Here is a 15480-nt window from a genome sequence, read left to right as displayed (position 1 = left end):
GGATCCGCCATGACCACCCGCCACATCCCCGCCGACCTGCCCGACCACATCCAGCACTACATCGGTGGCCGGTTCGTCGACTCGATCGACGGCGACACCTTCGATGTGCTCGACCCGGTGACCAACGAGACCTACCTGCGCGCCGCAGCGGGCAAGGCGAGCGACATCGACCTCGCCGTCGCCGCCGCACGAGAGGCGTTCGTGAACGGCCCCTGGCCGCGGATGCTCCCCCGCGAGCGCGCCCGCATCCTGCACCGCATCGCCGACATCGTGGAGTCGCGCGACGCCCGGCTGGCCGAGCTCGAGAGCTTCGACTCGGGTCTCCCCATCACGCAGGCGCTGGGGCAAGCCCGCCGCGCCGCCGAGAACTTCCGCTTCTTCGCCGACCTCATCGTCGCCCAGGCCGACGACGCCTTCAAGGTGCCCGGCCGGCAGATGAACTACGTCAACCGCAAGCCGATCGGCGTCGCCGGGCTCATCACCCCGTGGAACACCCCGTTCATGCTCGAGTCGTGGAAGCTCGGCCCCGCACTCGCCACCGGCAACACCGTCGTGCTGAAGCCCGCCGAGTTCACGCCGCTCTCGGCCTCGCTGTGGGCCGGCATCTTCGAGGAGGCCGGCCTGCCCGAGGGCGTCTTCAACCTCGTGAACGGCCTCGGCGAGGAGGCGGGCGACGCGCTCGTGAAGCACCCCGACGTGCCGCTCATCTCGTTCACCGGCGAGAGCCGCACCGGGCAGATCATCTTCGCCAACGCTGCGCCCTTCCTCAAGGGCCTGTCGATGGAGCTGGGCGGCAAGAGCCCCGCGATCGTGTTCGCGGATGCGGATCTCGAGGCCGCGATCGACGCCACCATCTTCGGCGTCTTCTCCCTGAACGGCGAGCGCTGCACCGCGGGCAGCCGAATCCTCGTCGAGCGCCCCGTCTACGACGAGTTCGTCGAGCGGTACGCCGAGCAGGCCAAGCGCGTCGTGGTGGGCGACCCGCAGGATCCGACGACCGAGGTCGGCGCGCTGGTGCACCCGGAGCACTACGAGAAGGTCATGGGCTACGTCGAGATCGGCAAGGGCGAGGGCCGTCTCGTCGCCGGCGGCGGTCGGCCGGAGGGCTTCCCGACGGGCAACTACGTCGCCCCCACGGTGTTCGCCGATGTCCCGAAGGATGCGCGGATCTTCCAGGAGGAGATCTTCGGCCCGGTCGTCGCCATCACCCCGTTCGACACCGAGGAGGAGGCGCTCGAGCTCGCCAACGGCGTGCGCTACGGCCTCGCCGCGTACGTCTGGACCAACGACCTCAAGCGCTCGCACAACTTCGCGCAGGCGATCGAGGCCGGCATGGTGTGGCTGAACAGCAACAACGTCCGCGACCTCCGCACCCCCTTCGGCGGCGTGAAGGCCTCGGGCCTCGGCCACGAGGGCGGCTACCGCTCGATCGACTTCTACACCGATCAGCAGGCCGTGCACATCACCCTCGGGAAGGTGCACAACCCCAGCTTCGGCAAGAACTGATCCGCTGTCACCGCTACGCAAGGACGCGACATGAGCACCGACAAGACCCTCACCTCCGCCGGGTACTACACCAGCCAGGAGGCCCGCATCTCCTCCCCGAACGCGTTCCCCACGCCGACGGCCACGCCGCCCGACATCCTGCGGTGCGCCTACATGGAGCTGATCGTCACCGACCTCGCCGCGTCTCGGCAGTTCTACGTCGACGTCCTCGGGCTGTACGTGACCGAGGAGGACGACGAGGCGATCTACCTCCGCTCGACCGAGGAGTTCATCCACCACAACCTCGTGCTGCGGAAGGGCCCGGTCGCCGCGGTGGCCGCCTTCTCGTACCGGGTGCGAGCGGCCGAGGACCTCGACCGGGCGGTGGAGTTCTTCACCGAGCTCGGCTGCGATGTCCGGCGGAACCCCGACGGCTTCGTCAGGGGCATCGGCGACTCGGTGCGAGTGGTCGATCCGCTCGGCTTCCCGTACGAGTTCTTCCACGCCACCGACCATGTCGAGCGGATGAGCTGGCGCTACGACCTCCACATCCCCGGCGAGCTCGTCAGGCTCGACCACTTCAACCAGATCACCCCCGACGTGCCGCGGGCCGTGCGGTACATGCAGGACCTCGGCTTCCGCGTGACGGAGGACATCCAGGACGACGAGGGCACCGTCTACGCGGCCTGGATGCGCCGCAAGCCCACCGTGCACGACACCGCGATGACCGGCGGCGACGGGCCGCGGATGCACCACGTGTGCTTCGCGACGCACGAGAAGCACAACATCCTCGCCATCTGCGACAAGCTGGGCGCGCTGCGCCGGTCCGATGCGATCGAGCGGGGTCCTGGGCGTCACGGCGTCTCGAACGCGTTCTACCTCTACCTCCGCGACCCCGACGGCCACCGGGTCGAGGTCTACACGCAGGACTACTACACGGGCGATCCCGACAACCCGGTCATCACCTGGGATGTCCACGACAACCAGCGTCGAGACTGGTGGGGCAACCCGGTGGTCCCGTCCTGGTACACCGACGGCTCGCTGGTGCTCGACCTCGACGGCCACCCCCAGCCCGTCGTCGCCCGCACCGACTCGAGCGAGATGGCCGTGACCATCGGCGCCGACGGCTTCTCCTACACGCGCCCCGACGACGACCCGGCCGACCTGCCGGAGTGGAAGCAGGGCGAGTACAAGCTGGGGAACCAGCTCTGATGGCGCTCTCCTCCTCCGAGATCACGGCGATCGCCGACGAGCTCGCCGCCGCCGAGCGCGAGCTCACCACCGTGCCCCGGCTCACGTCGCGCTACCCCGACATGACCGTGGAGGACTCGTACGCGGTGCAGAACGAGTGGCGCCGCCGCGGGGTCGCCGCGGGTCGGCGGCTCGTCGGACGCAAGATCGGGCTCACGTCGAAGGTCATGCAGGCCGCGACCGGCATCACCGAGCCCGACTACGGCGCGATCTTCGCCGACCAGGTGTTCGAGAACGGCGCCGTCATCGAGCACTCCCGGTTCTCCAACGTCCGGATCGAGGTCGAACTGGCGTTCGTGCTGTCCTCTCCCCTCGAGGGGCCCTCGGTCACCGTGTTCGACGTGCTGCGCGCGACGGAGTACGTGGTGCCGGCGCTCGAGATCCTCTCCTCCCGACTCGAGATGGAGGGGCGCACGATCGTCGACACGATCAGCGACAACGCCGCCCTCGGCGGGATGGTCCACGGCGGCAACCCGGTCGCTCCGGATGCGGTCGACCTGCGCTGGGTCTCCGCGCTGCTCTACCGCAACGAGGTCATCGAGGAGTCGGGCGTGGCCGCCGCGGTGCTCAACCACCCCGCGACCGGGGTGGCCTGGCTGGCGAACAAGCTCGCCCAGCACGGCGACCGCCTCGAGGCGGGAGAGATCGTGCTCGCCGGCTCGTTCACCCGGCCGATGTGGGTGCATCCTGGTGACACCGTGCTGGCCGACTACCGCGATCTGGGGACCATCACATGCCGCTTCGTCTGATCCCGACGCTCCGCGACGCCCTCGCGGCCGCCTCCCCGCGCGCCCTGACCGGGATCTGGGTGTGCTCGGGCTCGACCGTGAACGCCGAGATCGTCGCCGGGTCGGGCACCGACTGGGTGATGATCGACATGGAGCACGCCGCCCAGGGGCTCGAGACGGTGCTGCAGCTCCTGCAGACCGTGGCCGCGCATCCGGTCACGCCGGTCGTGCGGGTGCCCATCGGCGATCCGGTGCTCATCAAGCAGGTGCTCGACCTCGGCGCGCAGAACCTGCTGGTGCCGATGGTGTCGTCCGCCGCCCAGGCCGCGTCGCTCGTCGAGGCCGTGCGGTACCCACCGCGCGGCATCCGCGGTGTGGGCTCGGCGCTCGCCCGGTCGGCGCGCTGGAACCGGATCGACGACTACCTCGTGAACGCCGATGAGCACGTCTCGCTGTTCGTCCAGGTCGAGACGGCGGATGCGGTCGACGCGGCAGGCGAGATCGCCGCGGTCGACGGGATCGACGGCGTCTTCGTCGGGCCCGCCGACCTCGCCGCATCGATGGACCTACTCGGTCAGCAGACGCATCCGGATGTGGTGGCCGCCGTGCACCGGGCCTTCGGCGCCGTGCGCGCCGCGAGCAAGCCGGTCGGAGTGAACGCGTTCGACCCCGCGGTGGCGCAGGCCTACATCGACGCGGGTGCGACGTTCGTGCTCGTCGGAGCCGACGTCGCCCTCCTCGCCCGCGCCACCGAGTCGCTCGCCGCCCGCTTCGCCCCCACCTCGGCCCCCGCCGCCCCCGCGGCCCCTTCGTCCGGGGACCGCCCCTCCTACTGAGCCGCACCGCCGGGCACGGGTTTGTCCAGGTTTCCGTCGCCTTGTGCCGGATTCGCGACGGAAACCTGGACAAAGCCGAGGCCCTACGCGCCGCCTGCGTCCTCGACGGTGAAGTCGGCCTCCGGGGAGCGCGTGCCGTTGGCCTGCACCGTGACGACGTGCGGGCCGGGATAGTAGGTGCGCGTCGTGATGCGGCGGAAGGAGTGGGTCTTCGAGACGACGACGCTCTCGCCGGGGGCGAGTCTGCGTGAGGCGAGCTTGAAGGTCTTCGGGCTGATGCTCCCGTTGGAGCGCTGGAAGCCGATCGAGTAGTCGATCGCGACGATGGCGTCGGTGTCGTCCTCGTTCGTGACGCGGGCGGTGAACGTCAGCGCATCCTCGTGGAGCCGCACCACGGCGGTCTGCACCTCCGGGCGGTCGACCCGCAGCCGCTCGCCGGAGTACCCGACGAGCGCGAGCGCCCGCGGATCCGCCTTCTTGATGAGCGTGCGCAGCCCGTGGCGGACGACCCAGGGCGTGTCGGCCGCGGGATCGCTCAGCCAGCGCTCGGCCGTGGCGGTCACGAAGGAGGGATCGACACGGCTGAGGTCGTTCAGATGGTTCGCCACCGAGCGCCGGACGTACAGGGCGGGGTCGCGGTAGAGCGCATCCATGATGCCGCTCGTGCCCCCGGGGTTCGCGATCAGCCAGGGCACGCGCTTCGCCCACGGCAGGTACGCGCGGGTGCCCTCGCTGGCAAGGCGGCGCACGTGCTCGTTCTCGTGACCGGTCCACGTGCCGATGATCGCGAGGGCGCGCTCCGGCCGGGCGACGAGCATGTCGCGGATCGCGAACTCGCTGCTCAGCTCGACCGTCAGACGCGACAGAAGTGCCATCCCGGCGTCGAATGCAGGCGTCGAACCGTCCTCGAGCGCCCGGGCGGTGACGAACTCGGTGACCGGCCAGATCATCCAGCCCGAGAACCCTGGGACCGACAGCGCCCCGTCGACGATGCGCTCGGCCGCCGGGAAGCCGCCGGGCAGATCGGCCCGCAGCGCGTCGCGGACGAGATCGACCCGATTTCGGAGGCGCCTCCCCTCGAGGGCGGACCGCGCCAGCGTCAGCGCGGGGAGCTCGAGCGAGGGTTCCACCGCCGTCACCGCGGACCCGAGGTGGTCGACCAGGCCCGGGTTGATCAACTCGTCCATGGCCCCCACGGCGGTTCCCTCCTCGAAGCCCAGTCCTGTCTTGAGGGACAGTATCAGCGTTTTAGTGTCGACTGCGACACTAAGGCCGCGAGGTCAGTACAGTCGGGACATGGGCACGAGTACAGACTCCGAATCCGCGCGACCGCGACGCGCGAGCGACTTCCCGTACCGCTCCGAGCTGCTCGCCAACCTGAGCGCCCTGATCCTCCTCTGGGACTCGCCCTCCTTTCAAGGCGAGATCCTCGCGAAGACCGGCGAGAGCATCGACCAGCAGTCTCACGCCGCCCTCCGACACCTGCTCGCCTGGGGGCCGATGCGCCCGACCGCCCTTTCCACCGTCCTCGCGACCGGGGCGTCGCACGTCAGCAAGATCGTGCGCCGCCTGGAGGCCGACGGCTTGGTGGAGCGGACCACCGACCCCACAGACGGTCGCGCCACGCTCATCCGCCTGACGAAGGCGGGCGAGAAGGCGGCGCACAGCGTCTACGAGCTCGGCGACCGGATGATCGCCGAGGTGCTCGACGGATGGTCGGAGGACGACGTCCGCGAGTACACCGGACTGACCGCGCGGTTCGTGAAGGACGCCATCACCTCCGCCGAGCGGATGCTCGAGAGAGGCCTCCTCCCGCTGAGGAAGTGAGGTTCTTCAGAGTGCGGTCCGCATCCGCTACGCGAAGTCGAGCTGCACGATCCGCCCCTCCTCATCGAGGCGGAACCGGTACTCGAGCTGGACGACCCCGCCGGGGAAGTCGCCCTCGAGTCGGAAGGTCGCCCCGAGCATGCCCTTGTCCTCTCGCCCGCGGAGGAACGTGAGGGTGGTGGTGAAGAGGTCGATCGACTCGCGGATCCAGGCGCGGATCTCGTCGCGGCCACGGTGGGTGCGGCCCTCATCCGAGACCACGGCCCAGTCGGTGAACAGCGCCTCGACCTTCTCCGCATCGTGGCTCTGCCATCCGTCCACGAAGCCGTGGACGGCCGCGGGCATCTCGTCGTACTCCAGTGCCTTGCTCATGGGGTTCCCTTCTTCTCGACGCAACCCTGTCCTGTAGGACACTACTATATTACTGTCCGCACGGACACTAAATGCGATCTCCCGATCCGCGAGGCATCCACTGCAGGATGGAGGGATGGAACACGCTCGTCGACGGGAGCGGAGCCACGTCATCCGGGCCCTCCGCCTGCTGCGCACCCGGCATCCGCGCACCTTCACGGAGAAGGTGCGCTACAAGATGCTGCGCGACCATCGCCCGCTGCTCGTCACGTTCGCCGACAAGGCGGCGGTGCGCGACTACGTCGCCGACCGCGTCGGCGACGGGTACCTGCCCCGCGCCTACGGCATCCTCGACGACCCCGACGACATCCGCAGTCTCGAGCTGCCGGACCGGTTCGTGGTCAAGCCCACGCACGGCAGCGGCGCGGCGATCGTGGTGAGTCCGGCGGCGCCCGCCGACGCGCGGCTTCCGGAGGCGCGCTGGGGCTGGACGTACCGCCACGTCGACCCCTCGCGCGCCGACCGTGCCGCCCTCGCGGAGATCGGGCGGCACTGGATCCGCCAGCTCTACGGACAGGGGCCCAACCGCGAGTGGGCCTACGGCCTGGTGCCCCGGCGCATCCTCGTCGAGGAGATGCTCGCGGGCCCCGACGGGTCGATCCCGGATGACTACAAGGTGTTCGTGTTCCACGGCCGGGCGCACTTCATCCAGGTCGACGCCGGACGCTTCGGCGGACGCACGCAGGACTTCTACACACCCACCTGGACGCACCTGCCGATGAGCGGCGGGCCGCCGTGGGCGCATCCGCCGCGGCCCCGGCCGGAGCGCCTCGACGAGATCGTCCGCATCGCGGAGACGCTCGGCGCGGAGACGGACTTCGTGCGCGTCGACCTCTACTCCCTGCCTGACCGCATCGCCTTCGGCGAGCTGACGAGCTACCCCGCCGGTGGGGAGAGCCCGTTCGATCCGATCAGCTTCGACGCCGAGTTCGGTCGGCCGTGGACGGTGCCCCGCCGTTACTGAGCCCGGTGACCGTCGGAAGGTCGCCTGAGAGCGCCGATGTCGCCATATACGGGTCGTGCCGCGTCTGAGGCGACCTTTCGACGGTCACCTCCCGCCCTCAGCGGACCAGGGGGCGGACCTCCCGGCCGAGGAAGCGCAGGAACGCGTCGAAGTCGGAGACGGTGGCGACGTCGGGCGTGGGCATGAAGCTGAACGACGTGACGCCGAGCCCGGCGATGCGGCGCACGTCGGCAGCCACCTCCTCCGCCGTGCCGGCCGACCCGGTCGTGCCGGGTACCGCATCCTTCGCGCCCCAGCGGTCGAGGCCCGCGGCCAGGCGCGCCTGCGCGTCGGGGCCGGTCGCGGTGAGGTGCAGCAGCATCGCCTCGTGCATCGTCTTGCCCGCGGCGCGCGCCGCATCGCGGCTGATGCCGAGCTTCTCGGCGATGTCGGCGTCGGTGAGGCCCGTATCGAGAAGCGTGCCGTCGCCGATCTCTCCCGCCAGCGCGAGCATCTTCGGCCCGCGCGCACCGACGTAGATCGGCAGAGGACGCTCGGGAGGGAAGCCGAGCGTCACGTCGGTGAGCGTCACGTACCGGCCCGCCGTCGTCACCGTCTCCCCCGCCAGCAGCCGGCGCAGCGCCTCGCCCGACTCGCGCAGACGCGTCATCGGCGACTGCACCGCCTCGCCGATCTGCGCCATCCACGGCAGCACGCCCGTCCCGATGCCGGGCAGCAGCCGGCCGCGGAACATCCGCTCGATCGCGGCGATGTCCATCGCCAGCAGCGCCACGTTGCGCAGCGGCACCGGCGCCAGGGCGATGCCCACCCGGATGCGGCTGGTCGCCGCGAGCGCCGCCGTCACGACGGGCATCGCGCTGGCGGTGAAGCAGTCCTCGAAGACCCACAGCTCGTCGAGCCCGTGCCGCTCGGTGAGGGTCGCGATCTCGATGAGGTCGCGGGGGTCCATGTCGGAGGTGAAGGTCATCCCGAGGCGGGGCGAAGAGGGAGCGTCAACGGTCACCCCTCCACCGTATCGGGGGCGCCGGAGGCGTCGGGGCCGCGGAGCGGGCCGGGGGCCCTCCTAGAATCGAGCGGTGCCCCGGACCCTCCCCGCGCCCGCTGCATCGCTGCGCTGGGGGCGGGACGGGGACGCCGCCGTCCTGCGCTTCCGCGCGATCCCTCTCCGGATGAGGACCCTGACCCTCCTCATCGTCGTCGCGGTCGCGGTCGGAGGTGCGCTCAGCGCCTCTGCGATGATCGCCCTGGGAGACCTCGCCGAGCGGATCGGGCCGCGCTTCCTGATCCTGGGCATCGGTCTGCTGCTCGCTCTGCCCACCTACCTGGTCCTGCTGGCACTCGTCCGGAGGCGCACCGTCGACATCCGCCTGTCGGCGGGGCCCGACATGCTCGGCCTCCGGATCGGGGACGTCACCCACGACGTGGCCCTCGGCGACATCCGGATGCTCCGCTGGCGCACCGACAGCGACTACGCCCGGATCGAGCTCAGTGCCCGCGAGCTCGATTTCGTGCTGAACGTGGGTCTGGCGAGGCAGCCCGGCGGTGCGGCACGGCAGCTGCCTCCGCTTCCCGCGAGGCTGCTCGACGCCGCCGAGCGGTTCGGCCTCCGCGTCTCGCGGTCTCGTCGTGGCGTGGTGACCCTCACCCGGGCCTGACCGGGGTCTGCGGTGGAGGCCACCCGGCGACCGTCGCGGCGTTACGGGCGGCGAGGGTGCCGAACGCGGCGGTGAGCTCGTCCGGGAAGACGACCTCGAGCTCGGTGTCGAAGCGGTTCAGCGCCGACGCGAGGGCGACCCAGGACCAGGATCCGACCTCGAGGCTGCAGCGGTCGGGTCCGAGGTCCTCGACGACGCCGTCCTCGGCGAAGGGGAGGACGTCGCGTGCGGGCCGATGCAGGATCACCTTCCCGACACAGGGCCAGCGGTCGCCGCTCTCGGAGCCCTTGAAGCGCGCCGACACGTACTCGGCGACGTCGCCGCCCGGCACCTCTCGCGGAGAGAATCGCGGCCCGGTCGGAATGCGGGGCGAGATGCGGTCGGCGCGGTAGATCCGCCACTCGTCGTGGTCGAGGTCCCACGCGACGAGGTACCAGGAACCACCGGAGGTGACGAGGTGGTGCGGCTCCACGCGCCGGGGTGGCCTCGGCTCGATGGCGCTGCCACCGCTCCCACCGCTGCCGGTCTGGTCGCCGCTGCTCCGGTCGCGGCTGCCGGTCTGGTCGCCACCGCTCCCGCCGCTCCCGCCGCTGCCGGTCTGGTCGCCGCTGCTCCGGTCGCGGCTGCCGGCATAGTCGAATCGCAGCACCTCGTGGGCCCGGACGGCGGCCGACAGCGCGATCAGCACGTCGGGCGAGACCGCATCCCGGGCCGCACGACCGGGGAGCGGGCTCACCGTCGTGAACTCGAGCGCGCTCAGCCGGTGCCGGAGCCTCGACGGCATGACCTGCCGCACGGTCGTGAGGGCGCGGAGCGCCGCATCCTCGATGCCGACCCCGGTGACGGCGGCGGCCTGCAGCGACACCGCCAGCGCGATCACCTGGTCGTCGTCGAACAGGAGAGGCGGGAGCTCCTCGCCGGCGTCGAGCCGGTATCCGCCTTCGGGCCCCATGGTCGAGCGGATGCTGTATCCCATCTCGCGGAGGCGATCCACGTCACGCCGGACCGTACGGTGGCTGATCTCGAGCCGCTCGGCGAGGAGGGGGCCCGGCCAGTCGCGGCGCATCTGCAGCAGAGACAGCAGCCTGAGAAGGCGCGACGTGCTCGATGCGGTCATGGCCTCAGCGTATCGTCGATGTAGGACTGGACTTGACCTACATGCCTGCGAGTGTGGGGATCACCGGGGACGACCCCGGCCGATTCGCGCAGGAGAAGCCATGAGCATCCAGACCACCACCCACCTAAACTTCCGCGGCGACGCCCGGGCCGCACTGGAGCACTACCGGTCCGTCTTCGGCGGCCACCTGGTCGTGAACACCTACGCCGACTTCGGGATGCCGGCCGAGGTGCCCGGATCCGACAAGGTCGTCTTCGGCCTCGTCGCGGCCGAGAACGGCTTCCGCGTGATGGCCTACGACATCCCGGGCGAGACCGAGGGTCCGATCGCGGGCGGCGGCTCGACCCGCCGCGAGAACAACACGACGGCGACCGACCAGGCGCTGTTCGTCTCGCTGGCGTCCGACAGCCTCGACGAGCTCCAGGGGTACTGGGATGCGCTGGCCGTGGGCGCCGTCATAGTGGAGCCGCTGGCCGCCTCGGCCTGGAGCCCCGGCTTCGGGATGCTCACCGACCGGTTCGGCGTGACGTGGAGCGTGAGCGTCGACGCCGCGTGAGAGGGGGCGGGGCCCGCTACCGGCGAGCTCGGTGGTGGGCCTCGAGCACCTCGGGGACGCCCGCGCTCAGCATCTTCTTCCGGACGCTGCCGAGGAGCCGGGACATCGCGAAGCCGCCGACGCCGCGGAACCCGGTGTGGCGCCAGGTGAAGCGCGTGCCCTCCGGAGTCGGCTCGAGGAGGTAGGTGACCTCGGTGACGTCGTCGGTGTCCTGGTCGCCCTTCCAGGTGTAGCGCAGCGACCGGGGCGCGTCGACGGCGAGCACCTCGCAGTAGACGACACCCGCCCATCCCATCGTGGGCTTGCCGACGAACTGGAAGCGCGTGCCGCGCACGGCGGCGAAGCCCACGGGCCGACCGCCCTGCCCGGTCGTGGTCCAGCGGGCGACCTCGTCGGGTTCCGTGAGGACCGCCCAGACCTCGTCGATCGGGTAGGGGTAGTCACGGACGATGGTGTAGCCGGTCATGGGGGCGCCTCTCAGATGGATGAGCGTCAGCCTACCCATCGTTAGGTAACCTGTCTACCGTCCGGTAGGTAGACTGTGGCTATGGCGACAGATGAAGCCCCTCCCACCCGACGGAGCGGCGCACGCACGCGCGAGCGTGCCCGACAGGTGGCCCTCCGCCTCTTCACCGAGCAGGGCTATGAGGCGACGTCGTTGCGTCAGATCGCCGACGAGCTCGGCATCAACAAGGCGTCGTTGTACTACCACTTCGACGGCAAGGAGGCCATCGTCCAGTCCCTCCTCGACCAGCGCGGAGACGAGGCCGAGGAGCTGCTCGCGTGGGTGCGCGCTCAGCCGCCCGGAGCCGGCGTGATCGGCGAGGCGGTGACGCGGTGGGTGGACTCGTTCACCGGGGAGAAGCTGCAGGGCATCCGATTCCTCGCCGCGAACCCGCGTCTCCTGGCCGGGCTCGCGCACGACGGAGAGGAGCCGCGCGTCGGCGCAGGTCTGACGCAGCTGGCCGACGAGCTCGACGAGCTGCTGCCGGAGCGAACCCTCGAGGCCGCCGTGATGCTGCGGATGGCGCTGCTGTCGATCAACGCCGCCGTCCACGCCGCCGCGGGCACGACCGCCGACGACGCGGCGATCGTCGCCGCCGCGCGCCGGGCCGCGCGCATCCTCACCGACGACTTGGCGCCTCGAGGCTGAGCGGTTCGAGGGACGGATGCTCCGCGACGGCGTGCGGGCCGTGTGTCATGAGGAGCGTCAGCAGCGACGCCGCCGGCACGGCGGGGCCGGCGAGGAGCAGCGGCGAGGTCGAGGGGAACTGGCAGATCAGGGTCCAGTCGCGGGGCTCCGGGTAGACGGCCGACATCGCCGCGAAGTCGAACGAGAGCCACTCGCCGTTCGCGAGGCGTGTCGCGATCCTCTTGTTCGAGACCACCATCCTCACGGTCTGGTGCTCGCGCCACTGCTCCTGCGCACGGGCGTAGGCGGCCGATCGCCTCGACGCGTTGCCGAGGGCGGAGGCGGCGACGCCGGCGAGGACGAACGACGGACGCCCGTAGTAGAAGCCGCTGGTCTGGGTGTACGTGACGTCGGTGCCGTAGTAGCGGCTGTACTGCACCGGCGCATCGACGAAGAAGACCTCGTCGGCGTAGGGGGCGAGATCCCAGACCGTGACCTGGGGCGGCACCTTCCGGGCGATCAGGTCGGATCGGAGCTGCGCGGCGGCGGCCCAGTTGTCGCGCAGCCGTGCGGCCTCGTCGAGGCGGGCCTGCTCATCGGGGGTGTACCGCCCGGCGGCCCGGCGCCGAGTCCGCAGCCATTCGGCCAGCGTCCGCGATCCGTTGACCAGGGTGACGACGGCGCACGCGAGCCCGAGGGCGATCAGCCCCATGAAGAGAAGGACCAGGCGGCCGGCCATGCTGGTGGGCGGCGTGGCCGGGGCGTAGGCGTTCATCTCGTCGGCGGTCTGGGCGGCGAAGTGGAAGAGCACGGCCACACCCACCACGCCGACGACGAGAGGGATCACCCACCGCAGGTGACGACGTACCGGGGATGTGCGCGGCCACGTGATCGTCATCTCTCCATTGTGTCGACCTCAGCCGACACCGCCTCGGAGGGCCGTCGCGCGGACGGGGTCGAGCCTCGCCAGGCGCGACTTCGCCGCGTTCGAGCGGACGATCCCCGTCAGGTCCGGGTCGTCGAGCGCCGCGAGTCGCTCCAGAGCCTCGAAGCCCTCGGTCGGGGAGCCCACAGCGGCGACGCTCCACGCGTATCCCAGTGTCTGCCGGAGCACGCGCACGTCCTCGCGTCCGCGGCGGTCGGCCGGGGTGAGGGCGGTGAGCGCCGCCGTGATCCGGTCGAGGATGCGCAGGGCACGCCGCGCATCCTCCGGCGCCTTCACGAGCCGGGGCTCGGCGATGCCCGCCGCGACCGCGCGGAGGAGCAGGAGACGAGGAGCGTGGGGCAGGGCCGTGGCCAGGTCCGTCCAACGCTCCGCGAGCGCCCAGAGCGCGCGGCGATCGGCGTCGCCGATCCGCTGCAGCGCCATCGCGACGCCCTCGCGGACACGCCAGCGCGGATCCTCGGCGAGTGCCTCCAAGCGCGGCTCCGCGATCGCCTCCGCGCTCGCGCCTTCCGCGGACAGGCGCCCGAGGCCGACGGCGCCGCAGAGGGCGGTGTACTCGTCGGGCGAGCCGGCGAAGGCCGCGATCTGCTCGGGCGACGCCTCGTCGGCCACCGCCTGCGCCAGGTCGAGGTTGGCGCGCGGCCCCGGCAGCCCCGAGTGCTCGGCGAGGTACGCGGCCCACTCCGCCCGCGGCAGCGCCGCGAGCGCCGCTCGATGGGATGCGCGTGTCCCCGTTCCGCTCGCTCCGCTCACCCCTCGAGTGTCTCAGAGCACCCGGAGCGGCCGCGAGAGGCGGGTCACCGCTGGAGACGCGGCGGAGGCGTCACCAGCGCACCGAATCCGCCGCACCTCGCCGAGTATCGCGCCACTCCCACGGAATCGGTGCGCACGTGACGGAACCACGGCCGCGAGCACCGCCGCTCGGCCCCTGGGTTCTGGGCAGGCGTTGTCACCAGCGCACCGAATCCGCCGCACCTCGCCGAATACAGCGCCACTTCGACGGAATCGGTGCGCACGTGACGGAGGCGAGCCCGAACGGACGCGGCGCAAGCCCCGGGCGCGACGCAACCCCCGGGCGCGGGGTGGGCGAGCGGGCCAGGATGTGGGGCATGCCGTCCTCGACCTCGTTCCCCGCCCTCGACGACTCCCTCTCCGTGCTCACCCGGGGCTACGGCTTCGGCGCCCGCATCTGGCGGCGCGCGCGGCCCGGCGCGCGCTCGGCGCCGATGCGGCTGCTGGGCGACGACACGCTGTTCGTCCGGGGCGTGGAGGGCGTGCGGGCGTTCTACGACGAGAGCCTCGTCGCCCGTCACGGCGCGATGCCCGGGCTCATCCAGGAGACCCTGTTCGGGCACGGCTCGGTGCACAGCCTCGATGGCGAGGACCACCGCCACCGCAAGGCCACCTTCGTCGACGTCGCCTACGAGGACGACCAGGTCGCCCGACTGAAGCCGCTCCTCGACCGCGAGTGGCGCGCCGAGCTCGACGCCTGGCTCGCCGGCGACCGCCGTTCGGCGTACGACGCCGCCGTCGGCGCGTTCGGGCGCGCGGGCATGCGCTGGGCGGGCCTGCCCGGCACCGCGGACGCGAAGACGCGGTGGGCCCGGCGGCTCGCGCAGATCGTCGACGGATTCGGTGTGCCCTACTCGCCCGAGTACCTCCTCGCCTTCGGCAACCGGATGTGGTCGGACCGTCACACGGCGGCCCTCATCGCCGCGGTCAGGGCCGGGGAGATCGACGCGGAACCGGGCGCCGCGCTCCAGCAGTGGGCGTGGCACCGAGACCGCGGCGGGCACCTGCTCCCGCCGCGTCTGGCGGGCATCGAGCTGCAGAACAGCATCCGCCCCCTGATCGCCGTGGCCCGGTTCGTCGCGTTCGCCGCCAAGGAGCTGCACGATCGGCCGGAGTGGCGCACCCGCATCGCCGACGAGACCGCCGAGCGCGGTTCCCTCGTGGACGGTCCGCTCGCGACGGCCTTCGCGCAGGAGATCCGCCGCACGGCGCCGTTCGTGCCGATGCTGCCCGGCCGCGCGATCGCCGACATCGAGGTGGACGGCGAGAGCGTGGCGGAGGGCGGCCGGATCGTGCTCGACATCCTCGGCACCGACACCGACGATCGCTCCTGGCCCGACGCGGGCCGCTTCGATCCCGAGCGCTTCGTGGGCGTGGACGACTACGAGGCCCTCGAGACCTTCATCCCGCACGGCGGAGCCGCAGTGGCGACGGGACACCGCTGCCCGGGCGAGAAGCTCGCGATCGCGGGCCTCGCGAGCGCGGTCGCGACCCTCAGCGATCCGCGGGTCACGATCCTCGACGACGGACTGCGGGTACCCCGTCGCCGCCTCCCCACCAAACCCGCCTCGGGCGGCCGCGTACGTGCCGCCGGAGCGCCCTCCCGCTGCCCCTTCCCCTTCCACTGACCCGACCCGGCCGCCCGGCGACTCCTCGCCTGACCCGGCCGTCCGCGCCGACGCCTCGCGTGGCACGGGTGGTACGGGATGTCCACCCCCGTGTGGCGCCCCAGGGCGGACGTACGGTCGCACACATCGGCGACACCACTGACGGCCGCCGA

17 protein-coding genes are annotated in these 15480 nt (G+C 71.5%); 10 read left to right on the top strand and 7 right to left on the bottom strand.

The features are described from left to right. Window positions 1-9: 9 nt before the first annotated feature. From hpaE to ACFJGV_RS12940, 4 genes are read left to right on the top strand one after another with little or no spacing between them, the layout of a single operon-like run. A complete protein-coding gene (gene hpaE / locus ACFJGV_RS12955; protein ID WP_378144373.1) occupies window positions 10-1506 on the top strand; it encodes a 5-carboxymethyl-2-hydroxymuconate semialdehyde dehydrogenase in 1497 nt (498 codons plus the stop codon). A 30-nt stretch (window positions 1507-1536) separates the two neighbouring features. After that, on the top strand, window positions 1537-2697 hold the full coding sequence (hpaD, locus tag ACFJGV_RS12950; protein ID WP_378144372.1) for a 3,4-dihydroxyphenylacetate 2,3-dioxygenase: 1161 nt from the start codon (window positions 1537-1539) through the stop codon (window positions 2695-2697). After that, on the top strand, window positions 2697-3485 hold the full coding sequence (hpaH, locus tag ACFJGV_RS12945; RefSeq protein WP_378144370.1) for a 2-oxo-hept-4-ene-1,7-dioate hydratase: 789 nt from the start codon (window positions 2697-2699) through the stop codon (window positions 3483-3485). Before hpaD ends, hpaH begins: the two co-directional genes overlap by 1 nt. Beyond that, complete coding sequence (locus tag ACFJGV_RS12940; protein WP_378144369.1) at window positions 3470-4300, top strand: HpcH/HpaI aldolase/citrate lyase family protein; 831 nt, start codon at window positions 3470-3472, stop codon at window positions 4298-4300. The genes hpaH and ACFJGV_RS12940 overlap by 16 nt, the downstream gene beginning before the upstream one ends. A gap of 83 nt (window positions 4301-4383) precedes the next feature. On the opposite strand, the gene ACFJGV_RS12935 is transcribed toward ACFJGV_RS12940, so the two are convergent. Beyond that, a complete protein-coding gene (locus tag ACFJGV_RS12935) occupies window positions 4384-5487 on the bottom strand; it encodes a hypothetical protein (RefSeq protein WP_378144368.1) in 1104 nt (367 codons plus the stop codon). Between the two features lie 109 nt (window positions 5488-5596). Here ACFJGV_RS12935 and ACFJGV_RS12930 point away from each other — a divergent pair, with 109 nt between their 5' ends. Next, window positions 5597-6127, top strand: a complete 531-nt coding sequence (locus tag ACFJGV_RS12930) for a MarR family winged helix-turn-helix transcriptional regulator (protein WP_378144367.1) — start codon at window positions 5597-5599, stop codon at window positions 6125-6127. Window positions 6128-6154: 27 nt separating this feature from the next. Here ACFJGV_RS12930 and ACFJGV_RS12925 read toward each other — a convergent pair whose 3' ends face one another. After that, the gene (locus tag ACFJGV_RS12925) at window positions 6155-6499 is read right to left on the bottom strand and encodes a nuclear transport factor 2 family protein (RefSeq protein WP_378144366.1); all 345 of its coding nucleotides are present in this window, start codon (window positions 6497-6499) and stop codon (window positions 6155-6157) included. A gap of 115 nt (window positions 6500-6614) precedes the next feature. On the opposite strand from ACFJGV_RS12925, the gene ACFJGV_RS12920 reads away from it, so the two are divergent. Further along, window positions 6615-7502, top strand: coding sequence for an ATP-grasp fold amidoligase family protein (locus ACFJGV_RS12920; protein WP_378144364.1), 888 nt, complete (start codon window positions 6615-6617; stop codon window positions 7500-7502). Between the two features lie 97 nt (window positions 7503-7599). Here the strand turns inward: ACFJGV_RS12920 and ACFJGV_RS12915 are convergent, their stop codons facing one another. Next, complete coding sequence (locus ACFJGV_RS12915) at window positions 7600-8505, bottom strand: LLM class flavin-dependent oxidoreductase (RefSeq protein WP_378144363.1); 906 nt, start codon at window positions 8503-8505, stop codon at window positions 7600-7602. Window positions 8506-8671: 166 nt separating this feature from the next. Between ACFJGV_RS12915 and ACFJGV_RS12910 the strand changes: the two genes are divergently transcribed. Then, on the top strand, window positions 8672-9157 hold the full coding sequence (locus ACFJGV_RS12910) for a hypothetical protein (protein WP_378144362.1): 486 nt from the start codon (window positions 8672-8674) through the stop codon (window positions 9155-9157). Here ACFJGV_RS12910 and ACFJGV_RS12905 read toward each other — a convergent pair. Next, window positions 9144-10274, bottom strand: coding sequence for a helix-turn-helix transcriptional regulator (locus ACFJGV_RS12905; RefSeq protein WP_378144361.1), 1131 nt, complete (start codon window positions 10272-10274; stop codon window positions 9144-9146). The two genes, ACFJGV_RS12910 and ACFJGV_RS12905, sit on opposite strands and share 14 nt — an antisense overlap. 100 nt (window positions 10275-10374) lie before the next feature. Here ACFJGV_RS12905 and ACFJGV_RS12900 point away from each other — a divergent pair, with 100 nt between their 5' ends. Then, the gene (locus ACFJGV_RS12900; RefSeq protein ID WP_378144360.1) at window positions 10375-10830 is read left to right on the top strand and encodes a VOC family protein; all 456 of its coding nucleotides are present in this window, start codon (window positions 10375-10377) and stop codon (window positions 10828-10830) included. Window positions 10831-10846: 16 nt separating this feature from the next. Here ACFJGV_RS12900 and ACFJGV_RS12895 read toward each other — a convergent pair whose 3' ends face one another. Then, a complete protein-coding gene (locus tag ACFJGV_RS12895; protein WP_378144359.1) occupies window positions 10847-11296 on the bottom strand; it encodes an SRPBCC domain-containing protein in 450 nt (149 codons plus the stop codon). 81 nt (window positions 11297-11377) lie between these two features. On the opposite strand from ACFJGV_RS12895, the gene ACFJGV_RS12890 reads away from it, so the two are divergent. Beyond that, window positions 11378-11983, top strand: coding sequence for a TetR/AcrR family transcriptional regulator (locus tag ACFJGV_RS12890; RefSeq protein ID WP_378144358.1), 606 nt, complete (start codon window positions 11378-11380; stop codon window positions 11981-11983). Here ACFJGV_RS12890 and ACFJGV_RS12885 read toward each other — a convergent pair. Both ACFJGV_RS12885 and ACFJGV_RS12880 read right to left on the bottom strand, forming a co-directional pair. Further along, window positions 11955-12860 (bottom strand): hypothetical protein, encoded by a 906-nt coding sequence (locus ACFJGV_RS12885; protein WP_378144357.1) that lies wholly within the window; start codon window positions 12858-12860, stop codon window positions 11955-11957. The two genes, ACFJGV_RS12890 and ACFJGV_RS12885, sit on opposite strands and share 29 nt — an antisense overlap. A gap of 18 nt (window positions 12861-12878) precedes the next feature. Then, window positions 12879-13661 carry a HEAT repeat domain-containing protein gene (locus ACFJGV_RS12880; protein ID WP_378144356.1) on the bottom strand — a complete coding sequence of 261 codons (783 nt, stop codon included), beginning with the start codon at window positions 13659-13661 and terminating at the stop codon, window positions 12879-12881. A 347-nt stretch (window positions 13662-14008) separates the two neighbouring features. Here ACFJGV_RS12880 and ACFJGV_RS12875 point away from each other — a divergent pair, with 347 nt between their 5' ends. Further along, a complete protein-coding gene (locus ACFJGV_RS12875; RefSeq protein WP_378144355.1) occupies window positions 14009-15328 on the top strand; it encodes a cytochrome P450 in 1320 nt (439 codons plus the stop codon). Window positions 15329-15480 lie beyond the last annotated feature (152 nt).

It is taken from the genome of Cnuibacter sp. UC19_7 (genome assembly GCF_042699995.1).
Taxonomy (GTDB): domain Bacteria; phylum Actinomycetota; class Actinomycetes; order Actinomycetales; family Microbacteriaceae; genus Cnuibacter.
The sequence above is the reverse complement of the archived record's forward strand: the minus strand, read 5'-3'. Positions and strand labels throughout refer to the sequence as shown.

Excerpts from the sequence above, each read along its gene's own strand:
- hpaE (WP_378144373.1), top strand. The coding sequence starts at position 10 with ATGACCACCCGCCACATCCCCGCCGACCTGCCCGACCACATCCAGCAC.
- hpaD (WP_378144372.1), top strand. The coding sequence starts at position 1,537 with ATGAGCACCGACAAGACCCTCACCTCCGCCGGGTACTACACCAGCCAG.
- hpaH (WP_378144370.1), top strand. The coding sequence starts at position 2,697 with ATGGCGCTCTCCTCCTCCGAGATCACGGCGATCGCCGACGAGCTCGCC.
- ACFJGV_RS12940 (WP_378144369.1), top strand. The coding sequence starts at position 3,470 with ATGCCGCTTCGTCTGATCCCGACGCTCCGCGACGCCCTCGCGGCCGCC.
- ACFJGV_RS12935 (WP_378144368.1), bottom strand. The coding sequence starts at position 5,487 with ATGGACGAGTTGATCAACCCGGGCCTGGTCGACCACCTCGGGTCCGCG.
- ACFJGV_RS12930 (WP_378144367.1), top strand. The coding sequence starts at position 5,597 with ATGGGCACGAGTACAGACTCCGAATCCGCGCGACCGCGACGCGCGAGC.
- ACFJGV_RS12925 (WP_378144366.1), bottom strand. The coding sequence starts at position 6,499 with ATGAGCAAGGCACTGGAGTACGACGAGATGCCCGCGGCCGTCCACGGC.
- ACFJGV_RS12920 (WP_378144364.1), top strand. The coding sequence starts at position 6,615 with ATGGAACACGCTCGTCGACGGGAGCGGAGCCACGTCATCCGGGCCCTC.
- ACFJGV_RS12910 (WP_378144362.1), top strand. The coding sequence starts at position 8,672 with ATGAGGACCCTGACCCTCCTCATCGTCGTCGCGGTCGCGGTCGGAGGT.
- ACFJGV_RS12905 (WP_378144361.1), bottom strand. The coding sequence starts at position 10,274 with ATGACCGCATCGAGCACGTCGCGCCTTCTCAGGCTGCTGTCTCTGCTG.
- ACFJGV_RS12900 (WP_378144360.1), top strand. The coding sequence starts at position 10,375 with ATGAGCATCCAGACCACCACCCACCTAAACTTCCGCGGCGACGCCCGG.
- ACFJGV_RS12895 (WP_378144359.1), bottom strand. The coding sequence starts at position 11,296 with ATGACCGGCTACACCATCGTCCGTGACTACCCCTACCCGATCGACGAG.
- ACFJGV_RS12890 (WP_378144358.1), top strand. The coding sequence starts at position 11,378 with ATGGCGACAGATGAAGCCCCTCCCACCCGACGGAGCGGCGCACGCACG.
- ACFJGV_RS12885 (WP_378144357.1), bottom strand. The coding sequence starts at position 12,860 with ATGACGATCACGTGGCCGCGCACATCCCCGGTACGTCGTCACCTGCGG.
- ACFJGV_RS12875 (WP_378144355.1), top strand. The coding sequence starts at position 14,009 with ATGTGGGGCATGCCGTCCTCGACCTCGTTCCCCGCCCTCGACGACTCC.